At 72.0% G+C, this 11,025-nt stretch carries 8 protein-coding genes; 6 read left to right on the top strand and 2 right to left on the bottom strand.

The window, feature by feature from the left end; all coding sequences use genetic code 11:
* Positions 1-512: 512 nt before the first annotated feature.
* Positions 513-3,641 (bottom strand): isoleucine--tRNA ligase, encoded by a 3,129-nt coding sequence (gene ileS / locus I5Q34_RS18605; RefSeq protein ID WP_199893458.1) that lies wholly within the window; start codon positions 3,639-3,641, stop codon positions 513-515.
* Between the two features lie 513 nt (positions 3,642-4,154).
* On the opposite strand from ileS, the gene I5Q34_RS36090 reads away from it, so the two are divergent.
* From I5Q34_RS36090 to I5Q34_RS18630, 5 genes are all read left to right on the top strand, one after another.
* Entirely contained in the window at positions 4,155-5,300 is a 1,146-nt protein-coding gene (locus I5Q34_RS36090) for a TraR/DksA family transcriptional regulator (protein WP_374193041.1), read from the top strand.
* A 106-nt stretch (positions 5,301-5,406) separates the two neighbouring features.
* A complete protein-coding gene (lspA, locus tag I5Q34_RS18615; RefSeq protein ID WP_199893459.1) occupies positions 5,407-5,985 on the top strand; it encodes a signal peptidase II in 579 nt (192 codons plus the stop codon).
* 54 nt (positions 5,986-6,039) lie between these two features.
* Complete coding sequence (locus I5Q34_RS18620; RefSeq protein ID WP_199893460.1) at positions 6,040-6,981, top strand: RluA family pseudouridine synthase; 942 nt, start codon at positions 6,040-6,042, stop codon at positions 6,979-6,981.
* Positions 6,978-7,457 carry a GNAT family N-acetyltransferase gene (locus I5Q34_RS18625; RefSeq protein ID WP_199893461.1) on the top strand — a complete coding sequence of 160 codons (480 nt, stop codon included), beginning with the start codon at positions 6,978-6,980 and terminating at the stop codon, positions 7,455-7,457. Before I5Q34_RS18620 ends, I5Q34_RS18625 begins: the two co-directional genes overlap by 4 nt.
* 60 nt (positions 7,458-7,517) lie before the next feature.
* The gene (locus I5Q34_RS18630) at positions 7,518-9,110 is read left to right on the top strand and encodes a Na+/H+ antiporter (RefSeq protein WP_199893462.1); all 1,593 of its coding nucleotides are present in this window, start codon (positions 7,518-7,520) and stop codon (positions 9,108-9,110) included.
* A 26-nt stretch (positions 9,111-9,136) separates the two neighbouring features.
* Here I5Q34_RS18630 and I5Q34_RS18635 read toward each other — a convergent pair whose 3' ends face one another.
* Positions 9,137-10,243 carry a mechanosensitive ion channel family protein gene (locus I5Q34_RS18635; RefSeq protein WP_199893463.1) on the bottom strand — a complete coding sequence of 369 codons (1,107 nt, stop codon included), beginning with the start codon at positions 10,241-10,243 and terminating at the stop codon, positions 9,137-9,139.
* 103 nt (positions 10,244-10,346) lie between these two features.
* Between I5Q34_RS18635 and I5Q34_RS18640 the strand changes: the two genes are divergently transcribed.
* Complete coding sequence (locus I5Q34_RS18640; protein WP_277965342.1) at positions 10,347-10,943, top strand: dienelactone hydrolase family protein; 597 nt, start codon at positions 10,347-10,349, stop codon at positions 10,941-10,943.
* Positions 10,944-11,025 lie beyond the last annotated feature (82 nt).

Consider the following 11,025-nt stretch of genomic DNA (forward strand, 5'->3'; position numbering starts at 1 on the left):
CGTCTTTGGTGGGCTGTGCCCCTGCGCCTCCGGCGGCTCTGTGCCTCCGGCGGGGCTGCGCCCCTGTGTCTTTGATGGGGCTGCGGCCCTGGGCCCCTGCGGCTTTGGTGGGGTTGCGCCCCTGGTGGGGCTGCGGTCCTGTGCCTCTGCGGCCTTGGTGGGGTTTGCGCCCCTGTACCCCTGCGGCCTTGGTGGGCTGCACGTCGTGACAACGAGTGGGACGGCCCGGCGCCTGTACCCCTGCGGCCTTGGTGGGCTGCGCCCTTGTGGCCTTCGGTGGGATTGCGTTTCTGTACCCCTGCGGCTTGGCCGGGTGTACCCCTGTATTTCTGCGCTCGGTGGGGTTGTGCCTCTGGCGGGGGCGCCCATGTGTCTCGTGGCGCGGATGCGTTTGGTGGTTTTGCTGCATTGCCTTGGGCCTGCAATGCGGCTTCACCGTGTTCGTCCTCAAACGCCGGACGGGCTGAATTGGCACGCCAATTCAGCCCGTCCGAGGGTGCCGCGCGGGAGCGTTACGCCTTGCGGAGGCGGAACGTCAGGGACAGGGGCTCGTCCTCGAACGGCGCGCCGAACGTGTCGTCCGCCTCGCCCGTCGCGAAGTCCGTCGCCAGGACCTCGTCCGCGATGAGGGAGGAGTGGTCGGCCAGGGCGGTGCGGACCTCCTCGTCGGTGGACTGCCAGCGGAGGGCGATGCGGTCGGCGACGTCGAGGCCGCTGTTCTTCCGGGCCTCCTGGATGAGGCGGATCGCGTCGCGGGCCAGGCCGGCGCGGCGCAGTTCCGGGGTGATCTCCAGGTCGAGGGCGACCGTCGCGCCCGAGTCGGAGGCCACCGACCAGCCCTCACGGGGGGTTTCGGTGATGATGACCTCGTCCGGGGAGAGAGCCACCGTCTCGCCGTCCAGTTCGATTGAGGCGTTGCCCTCGCGGAGGGACAGGGAGAGCGCCGCCGCGTCCGCCGCCGCGATCGCCTTGGCCACCGCCTGGACGCCCTTGCCGAAACGCTTGCCCAGGGCACGGAAGTTGGCCTTGGCCGTGGTGTCGACCAGGGAGCCGCCCACCTCGGAGAGGGAGGCGAGGGAGGAGACGTTGAGCTCCTCGGTGATCTGGGTGCGCAGTTCGTCCGAGAGGGTGTCGAAGCCGGTCGCGGCGACCAGGGCGCGGGAGAGGGGCTGGCGGGTTTTGACGCCGGACTCCGCGCGGGTGGCGCGGCCCAGTTCGACCAGGCGGCGGACCAGGACCATCTGGCGCGACAGTTCCGGGTCGATGAGGGCGGTGTCCGCCGTCGGCCAGGTGGTCAGGTGGACGGACCCGGGGGCCTGGGGGTCCACCGGGACGACCAGGTCCTGCCACACGCGCTCGGTGATGAACGGGACGAGAGGGGCCATCAGGCGGGTGACCGTCTCGACGACCTCGTGGAGGGTGCGGAGAGCGGCCGCGTCGCCCTGCCAGAAGCGGCGGCGCGAGCGGCGGACGTACCAGTTGGACAGGTCGTCCACGAACGCGGACAGCAGCTTGCCGGCGCGCTGGGTGTCGTAGGCCTCCATGGCCTGGGTGACCTGCTCGGTGAGCGTGTTGAGCTCGCCGAGCAGCCAGCGGTCCAGCAGGGGGCGGTCGGCCGGGGACGGGTCGGCGGAGGAAGGGGACCAGCCGGCGGTGCGTGCGTAGAGGGCCTGGAAGGCGACCGTGTTCCAGTAGGTCAGGAGGGTCTTCCTCACCACCTCCTGGATCGTGCCGTGGCCTACGCGGCGCGCGGCCCACGGGGAGCCGCCGGCCGCCATGAACCAGCGGACGGCGTCCGCGCCGTGCTGGTCCATCAGCGGGATCGGCTGGAGGATGTTGCCCAGGTGCTTGGACATCTTCCGGCCGTCCTCGGCGAGGATGTGGCCCAGGCAGACGACGTTCTCGTACGACGACTTGTCGAAGACGAGCGTGCCGACGGCCATCAGGGTGTAGAACCAGCCGCGGGTCTGGTCGATGGCCTCCGAGATGAACTGCGCCGGGTAGCGCTTCTCGAAGAGCTCCTTGTTCTTGTACGGGTAGCCCCACTGGGCGAACGGCATGGAGCCCGAGTCGTACCAGGCGTCGATGACCTCGGGGACGCGCGTCGCGGTCTCCCGGCAGGTCGGGCAGGGGAAGGTGACGTCGTCGATGTACGGGCGGTGCGGGTCGAGACCGCTCTGGTCGGTGCCGGTGAGCTCGGAGAGCTCGGCGAGGGAGCCGACGCAGGTGAGGTGGTCCTGCTCGCAGCGCCAGATGGGCAGCGGGGTGCCCCAGTAGCGGTTGCGGGAGAGTGCCCAGTCGATGTTGTTGTTCAGCCAGTCGCCGAAGCGGCCGTGCTTGACCGACTCCGGGAACCAGTTGGTCTTCTCGTTCTCCGCGAGCAGCTTGTCCTTGATCGCGGTGGTGCGGATGTACCAGGACGGCTGCGCGTAGTAGAGCAGCGCCGTGTGGCAGCGCCAGCAGTGCGGGTAGCTGTGCTCGTACGCGACGTGCTTGAACAGCAGGCCGCGGGCGTCCAGGTCGGCGGTGAGCGCCTCGTCGGCCTTCTTGAAGAACTGGCCGCCGATGAGGGGGAGTTCCTCCTCGAAGGTGCCGTCGGTGCGGACCGGGTTGACGACCGGGAGGCCGTACGCGCGGCAGGTCTTGAGGTCGTCCTCGCCGAAGGCCGGGGCCTGGTGGACGATGCCGGTGCCGTCCTCGGTCGTCACGTACTCGGCGTTGACGACGAAGTTGGCGTTCTCGAGGTCGACGAAGGCGAACGGGCGCTCGTACGTCCAGCGCTCCATCTCGCGGCCGGTGAAGGACCGGCCGGTGGCCGTCCAGCCCTCGCCGAGGGCCTTCTCCAGCAGCGGCTCGGCGACGACCAGCTGCTCGGTGCCGTCGGTGGCGACGACGTAGGTGACGTCCGGGTGCGCGGCGGCGGCCGTGTTGGAGACGAGGGTCCAGGGGGTCGTCGTCCAGACGAGGAGGGACGCCTCGCCCGCGAGCGGGCCGGAGGTCAGCGGGAAGCGGACGAAGACGGACGGGTCGACGACCGTCTCGTAGCCCTGCGCCAGCTCGTGGTCCGACAGGCCCGTGCCGCAGCGGGGGCACCAGGGGGCCACGCGGTGGTCCTGGACCAGCAGGCCCTTGTCGAAGATCTCCTTCAGCGACCACCAGACGCTCTGGACGTAGTCCGGGTCCATGGTGCGGTACGCGTCGTCCAGGTCCACCCAGTAGCCCATGCGGGTGGTCAGCTCGGAGAACGCGTCGGTGTGCCGGGTCACGGACTCGCGGCACTTGGCGTTGAACTCGGCGATGCCGTACGCCTCGATGTCCTGCTTGCCGGAGAAGCCGAGCTCCTTCTCGACGGCGAGCTCGACGGGCAGGCCGTGGCAGTCCCAGCCGGCCTTGCGGCCCACGTGGTAGCCCTGCATCGTGCGGAAGCGCGGGAAGACGTCCTTGAAGACGCGGGCCTCGATGTGGTGCGCGCCGGGCATGCCGTTCGCCGTGGGCGGGCCCTCGTAGAAGACCCACTCGGGGCGGCCCTCGGACTGTTCGAGCGTACGGGCGAAGATCTTCTGCTCGCGCCAGAACTCGAGCACGGCGTGCTCCAGGGCGGGCAGGTCGACCTGAGCGGGTACCTGGCGGTACTGCGTCATCGGCTTCCTCCGGCGGGACGGTTGTGCGCTGTCCGTCGGAGGGACGAGAGACGCGTTGCTCGCTCCCGCGGTACCACCCTCCTTGGCCGTGGGCCGCATGGCCCCAGGCCCCCTCATTGGGGTCGCGATGCCGGTTCTACTGACCCTGTACAGGGCTTTCTTCCGGCGGCTCCGGGCTGATCTTCGCGCCGCGCACGCCCCCGGGCTCGCACCGTCCCCGGATCGCTGATGGCTGCGTACGGCGTTACTCGTCCCTTCCACGCCTTTCGCTGTTCCCCCGAACTCTCGGCTTCGCTGGAGCAGGGGGGACCCCCACAGTGTACGGGGCGTGGCGCGGGTCGGCCGACCGGATATCGGCTACGGGCGGCGCCCGGTTCGGGGCCGTCGGTTACGGGGCCGGGAGCGGGGCACAAGGGTGGGGACCGGCGTGCCCCGTTGCCGCGTGCGTTGGGGCGATTTATCGTTCCCGCACGATTCGCGCGCAAGATCATAAAATGTGAAGGGGTCGCGGCCATGGCGCAGGAATCCTCGACGGGGGTCGCGGGTGCGGGTGCCCTCGCCGGGCGGGCGCGGGTGGCTCGCGGGCGGCCTGTCGGCGCGCGGGTGTTCGCGGCGGCCGCGTCGGCGAAGAAGGCCGTGACCAAGGCCGTGGCCAAGGCGTCGGGCAAGAAGGTCGCCTCCGGGGGCGCGGGCGGCGCGAAGGCGGCGGCGAAGAAGGCCGGGGGTGCGGGCGCCTCGGCCAAGAAGGCCGTGGGGACGAAGGCGGCGTCGGGGAGCGGCGGTGCGGCGAAGAAGGCTGCCGTGAAGAAGACGGCGGCCAAGGCGGTCAAGAAGAGCGTTGCGAAGGCGTCCGAGGCCGGGAAGGCGCCGGCGAAGAAGGCCGGTGCGGGGGCCGCTCCGGCCAAGAAGGCCGCGTCGGGGAGTGGTGCGAAGAAGGCGCCGGCGAAGAAGACCGCCGCCGAGGGGGCCTCGGCCTCGGGGAAGGCCGTAGCGGCACCCGCCAAGAAGGCGGCGAAGAAGGCGGCGAAGAAGGCGGTGGCCAAGAAGGCTGCGGCGAAGAAGGCTCCTGCCAAGAAGGCGGTGGGAGAGAAGGCGGTGGGCAAGAAGGCCGCCGGATCGGCGTCCGCTGTGCGTACGGCCGGGAAGGCCGCCGCGTCCGGCCCGAAGGCCGGTGCGGCGGGAGGTCCCCAGGAGACGGGAGTCGGGACCGTGGCTGCTGAGAAGGCCGAGGACGTGCTCGCCAAGGTGCCCGCCGCGCGGGCGAAGGAGGGGCTGGCGGTGCGGCCCGGGGAGGAGCCGTGGACGGCCGCCGAGGTCGCCGAGGCGCGCGCCGTCCTGGAGAGCGAGGTGCTCCGGCTGACCGGCGAGATCCACAACGCGGAGGAGGCCGTCAGCGGGCTCATGCGGGACTCCGGCGACGGCGCGGGGGACGACCAGGCGGACACGGGGACGAAGAACATCGCGCGCGAGCACGAGCTGGCGCTCGCCGCCAACGCCCGCGAGATGCTGGACCAGACCGAGCGCGCGCTCGGCCGGCTCGGCGCGGGCACGTACGGGCTCTGCGAGAACTGCGGCCGGCCCATCGGCAAGGCCCGCATGCAGGCGTTTCCCCGGGCGACGCTGTGTGTCGAGTGCAAGCAGCGGCAGGAACGTCGCTGACCCCGGCGAGGATGGCGTGCCGTACCCTCGTCCTCAGCCGGGCAGTGCACCCGAGCCCCATCGGACACAGCAGTGCGGGGGCCACGGGCAGGAGCGAAGGACTCACGTGACAGAGGCGGAACAGACCGGAAGGTCCCCCCGTGCGGCGGGGGACGTCGAGGAGACCGGCGGGCCCGCGGCCGGCGGCGGTGCCCCCCTGGGCAGGCGCCGGCTCGGCGTGCTGATCACGGTCGCGGTCTGCGCGTACCTCTTCGACCTGCTGAGCAAGGTGGCCGTGGTGGCCAAGCTGGAGCACCACGACCCGGTCGAGCTGATCGGCAGCTGGCTGCAGTTCAACGTGATCCGCAACCGTGGCGCCGCCTTCGGCATCGGCGAGGGGATGACCATCATCTTCACGGTCATCGCCTCCGCGGTGATCGTGGTGATCGCCCGCATCGCCCGCAAGCTCTACAGCCTGCCCTGGGCCATCGCCCTGGGCCTGCTGCTCGGCGGCGCGCTGGGCAACCTCACCGACCGGCTCTTCCGGGCGCCCGGCGGCTTCGAGGGCGGCGTGGTGGACTTCATCGCCGTCTGGCACTGGCCGGTCTTCAACCTCGCCGACTCGGGGATCGTCTGCGGCGGCATCCTCATCGTGATCCTCTCCTTCCGGGGGCTCGACCCGGACGGTTCGGTCCACCGGGACTGACCGCCGGGCCCGGCTCGGTGCGGGGTGTGGTCACCCGTCCGGCATACTCGACGGGTGAGCACGATTCCCGAGATCCGCGCCCTGCCCGTACCCGACGGTCTGGAGGGCGAGCGCGTCGACGCCGCCATTGCCCGCATGTTCGGGTTCTCCCGGACCAAGGCGGCCGAGCTCGCGGCCGCGGGCAAGGTCCAGCTCGACGGGGCCGAGGCCGGGAAGTCCGACCGGGTGACCGGCGGGGCCTGGCTGGAGGTCGAGTTGCCGGCGCCGCCCGCGCCGGTGCAGGTCGTCGCCGAGCCCGTCGAGGGCATGGAGATCGTCCACGACGACGAGGACATCGTCGTGATCGTCAAGCCGGTCGGGGTGGCCGCGCATCCGAGCCCCGGCTGGACCGGTCCCACCGTGATCGGCGGGCTCGCCGCCGCCGGGTACCGGATCTCCACCTCGGGCGCGGCCGAGCGGCAGGGCATCGTGCACCGGCTGGACGTCGGCACGTCCGGCCTGATGGTCGTCGCCAAGTCCGAGCGGGCCTACTCCCACCTCAAGCACCAGTTCCGCGAGCGGATCACCGACAAGCGCTACCACGCGCTCGTCCAGGGGCACCCGGACCCGATGAGCGGGACGATCGACGCCCCCATCGGGCGTCACCCCAACCACGACTACAAGTGGGCCGTGATCGCGGACGGCAAGCCGTCCGTCACGCACTACGACCTCGTCGAGGCGTTCCGGGCCGCCAGCCTGCTCGACATCAAGCTGGAGACCGGGCGTACGCACCAGATCCGCGTGCACATGTCCGCCCACCGGCATCCGTGCGTCGGCGACCTGACGTACGGCGCCGACCCGACGCTGGCCAAGCGGCTGCGGCTGACCCGCCAGTGGCTGCACGCCGTGCGGCTCGGCTTCGAGCACCCCTCGGACGGGCGCTGGGTGGAGTTCGAGAGCGAGTACCCCGAGGACCTGCGGTACGCGCTGGAGACGGTGCGCGCGGAGAGCGCGTGAGGATCCGCCTCGTCGGGGCCGACCGGCTGGCGGAGTGCTTCGCGGTGCGCCGCGAGGTGTTCGTCGCCGAGCAGGGCGTCCCCGAGGCGGAGGAGCTGGACGCGTACGACGCCGAGGCGGTGCATCTGCTGGCCGACGGGGCGAACGGGCCGCTCGGCACGGTGCGCTTCCTGTACGGCGCGGCGGCGCGGCGCAAGTACGGCCGGGCCGGGGTGGACGACGACGTCACGGCCGTGCTCGGGCGGCTCGCCACGGTGCGGGCCGCGCGGGGCACGGGGGTCGGGGCCGCCCTGGTGCGGGCCGTCGAGGCCGAGGCGCGGGGGCTCGGGCTCCGGCGGGTCTACCTGGAGGCCCAGACGCACGCGCTGGGCTTCTACGAGCGGCTGGGGTACGCGGTGCACGGGCCCGAGTTCGACGAGGGCAGCGGGATCCCGCACCGGGCGATGACCAAGGCCCTGGTGACCGAGGGGCTGTAGCGCCCGTTCCATGGCACGCTGAGGTGAACGACTGTTCCCCACGCGGCGCGGAGGGCACTCGTGGACCAGCTGGCCCTGCTCTTCGTCCTGTTGCTCGGAGCGCTCGTCACGGTGCCGCTCGGGGACCGGCTGGGGCTGCCGCCGCCGGTGCTGATGACGCTGGGCGGGATCGTCCTCGCCCTGCTGCCGTTCGTGCCCAACGTGGACATCCCGCCGGAGTTCATCCTCCCGCTGGTGCTGCCGCCGCTGCTCTACGCCTCCGCCCAGCGCACCTCCTGGCGGCAGTTCGCCGCCAACCGCCGGCCCATCTTCCTGCTGGCGGTGGCGCTCGTCTTCGTCACCACCGCCGCGGTCGCCGCCGTCGCCAACATGATCGTGCCGGGGATCTCGCTCGCCGCGGCCGTGGCGCTGGGCGCGCTCGTCGCCCCTCCCGACCCCGTCGCCGCGACGGCCGTCGCGGGCTCCCTGGGGCTGCCGCGCCGCCTGGTCTCGATCCTGGAGGGCGAGGGGCTCTTCAACGACGTCACCGCCATCGTGCTCTACCACGTGGCGATCGCGGCGGCCGTCAGCGGCAGCTTCTCGCTGCCGAGGGCGGTCGTCGAGCTGGTCTTCTCCGCCGTGGTGGCCCTCGCGGTCGGGCTGCTGCTCGGCTGGGGGACCAAACGGCTGATGGACATCCTCGGCGACGCGACGCTCCAGATCGGGCTCACCCTGCTGGTGCCGTTCGTCTCCTACGCCCTCGCCGAGTCGTTCAAGGGCTCCGGGGTGCTCGCGGTGCTGACCACCGCGCTCTACCTCGCCGAGTTCGCGAGCGACGCCGACGACGTCCTGGGGCGGCTGGCCGGGCACACCTTCTGGGAGATCGTCGACACCCTCGTCACCGGCGTCGCCTTCGGCCTCGTCGGCCTCGAACTGCACAACGCCGTCGCCACCGCCTCGGGCCGCTGGGGCGAGCTGCTCGGCATCGGCGGCGTCGTCGTCGCCGTGGTGATCGGCGTGCGGCTGGTGTGGCTGCTGCCCGCCGCCTGGCTGGCCAAGCGGCTGCACAAGGGCGGCGACGTCGACGAGGAGGTCCTGACGAACTGGCGGGAGACCCTCGTGATGTGGTGGTCCGGGATGCGCGGCGTGGCCTCCGTGGCGCTCGCCCTGGCCATCCCGCTGACCACGGACGACAAGGCGCCCTTCCCGGCCCGGGGCGAGATCCTCTTCATCGCTTTCGCCGTCATCATCGCCACGCTCGTCGTCCAGGGCCTGACGCTGCCCCGGCTGGTCGGGCTGCTCGGGGTGCGCGCCGACTCCGACTGGACCCGGGAGCTGGAGCGGCAGCTGGCCATCCGCGCCGCCAAGGCGGCCAGGCACCGGCTGCTGGAGATCGAGCGGGAGGAGGAACTCTCCGAGGACTTGAGGGAGATGCTGCACCGGCGCGCCTACGACGTCGGCGCCCGCATCAGTCCCGAGATGGTCGACGAGGAACGGCGCGAGGCGCACGCCCAGCGCGTCGAACGGCTGCACGCCGTCCAGCGCATCCAGGCCGATCTGCTCTCGGCGGCGCGGCACGCGGTGCTCGAGGCGCGGAGCGAGCCGTGGATGGATCCGGAGGTGGTCGACCGGGTGCTGCGGCACTTGGACGTGCGGTCGCTGCGGGGGATGTGAGCGGGTCTGGGGGGATAGGGGAGGGTTCAGTCGGGGCCCGGGCCCGGGCCGATGTCCCCCGAGGTCGGCGGGGTCTGCCGGCGGTCCGGAGCGTCCTCCAGGCCGGGCGCGGGCGCGGTGTTGATCCGCGGCAGCGCGTACGGGTGCTCGCGGCGCAGCCACTCCACGAGCTGCTCGCGCACCAGGCAGCGCAGGGTCCAGATGTCGTCGGCGTCCCGGGCCGTCACCAGGGCCCGTACGAGGAGGGTGGACGGCGTGGTGTCCGTGACGACCAGGCTCCAGGCCCGCCCGTCCCACTCCGGGGCGTCCTTCACGATCTGGTGCAGCCGCTCGCGCAGCAGGTCCAGCGGGGTGGAGTGGTCCAGATGGAGGAAGACCGTGCCCGTCATCCGGGGGTTGCCGCGTGACCAGTTCTCGAAGGGCCGGCCGGTGAAGTACGAGACCGGCATCGTGATCCGGCGCTCGTCCCAGGTGGTCACCACGAGGTAGGTGAGCGTGATCTCCTCGACGGTGCCCCACTCGCCGCCCACCACGACCGTGTCGCCGATCCGCACCATGTCGCCGAAGGCGATCTGCAGCCCGGCGAAGACGTTGGACAGGGTGGACTGGGCGGCCACACCGGCCACGACGCCGATCAGTCCGGCCGAGGCCAGGACGGACGTGCCGACGGCGCGCATGCCGGGCAGCGTCAGCAGCATCGCCGCGAGCGCGATGACGCAGATCGCCGCCGTGACGATTCTGCGGATCAGCGTGACCTGCGTCCGCACCCGGCGCATCCGGGCGGGATCGCGGTCGCCGGCGGCGTAGCGCGCGTACCCCGCCTCGACGGCGGCGGTGGCCACACGGGCCGCGAGCCAGGCGCAGGCGCCGATCAGGGCGAGATCGAGGAGCCGGGCGGCCGGTTCCTCGCCGTCGTCGGACAGCTCGGCGGACCCGAGGCCGGCGCGCAGCAGCGCCGCGCACAGCACCAGGCGCAGGGGCGTCCGGCAGCGGCGCAGCAGCCGCCACAGCGGGGCTTCGGGGTGGTGCTCGGCGATGCCGCGGACCGTGCGGTCGGCGGCCCAGCCGACGAGCAGGGTGACGAGTACGGCGCCCGCGACGACCGCGAGGGGGCGCAGCACGTCCTCCGCCATGGGCTTCTGCCCTCCTTCCGGCGTTCTTGCCGGGACGCGCCTCCTTCTGCCGCAGCTGGCACGATGGAGGCCACGTGATCCAGCCTGCAAGGAAGTGACTCCGGTGGCGTCTCCTACCACGATTGTTCTGTTCCATTCGGCCTACGGGCTGCGCCCGGCCGTCCACGCGGCGGCCGAGCGGCTGCGCGGGGCCGGGTACGAGGTGCACGTGCCCGACCTGTTCGAGGGGCGTACGGCGGAGACCGTCGAGGACGGGATGGCGATCAAGGAGGAGATCGGGCGGGAGGAGTTGCTCCGGCGGGCGATCGCGGCCGCGGCGCCGCTGTCGGAGCGGGGGCTGGTGTACGCCGGGTTCTCGCTGGGCGGGTCGATCGCGCAGAACCTGGCGCTGGGGGACGAGCGGGCGCGGGGTCTGCTGCTCTTCCACGGGACGTCCGATCTGGCGGACGATGTTTCGGTGGACGAGCTTCCGGTGCAGCTGCACGTCGCCGATCCGGATCCGTTCGAGCCGCACGACTGGCTGAACGCGTGGTATCTGCGGATGGGGCGGGCGGGGGCGGATGTGGAGGTGCATCGGTATGGGGGTGCGGGGCATTTGTTCACGGATGAGGGGTTGGCGGATTTTGATGGGGAGGCGGCGGAGCGGGCTTGGCGGGTGGCGTTGGGGTTTTTGGAGGAGGTTGCGGCCGTCGCCCGCTAGGCGGGGTTTGCTCCCACGGGTTCTGCTCCCCGCCCCGCCCTTTCACCGTTTCTTCCGGGGCTGCGCCCCTCGGCCCGCTCAC

Source organism: Streptomyces sp. AV19, from assembly GCF_015999245.1.
Classification (GTDB): domain Bacteria; phylum Actinomycetota; class Actinomycetes; order Streptomycetales; family Streptomycetaceae; genus Streptomyces.

Bases quoted from the DNA above. Each gene is read 5' to 3' on its own strand.
- I5Q34_RS18635 (WP_199893463.1), bottom strand. From the start codon at position 10,243: ATGGCGGAGGACGTGCTGCGCCCCCTCGCGGTCGTCGCGGGCGCCGTA.
- I5Q34_RS36090 (WP_374193041.1), top strand. From the start codon at position 4,155: ATGGCGCAGGAATCCTCGACGGGGGTCGCGGGTGCGGGTGCCCTCGCC.
- ileS (WP_199893458.1), bottom strand. From the start codon at position 3,641: ATGACGCAGTACCGCCAGGTACCCGCTCAGGTCGACCTGCCCGCCCTG.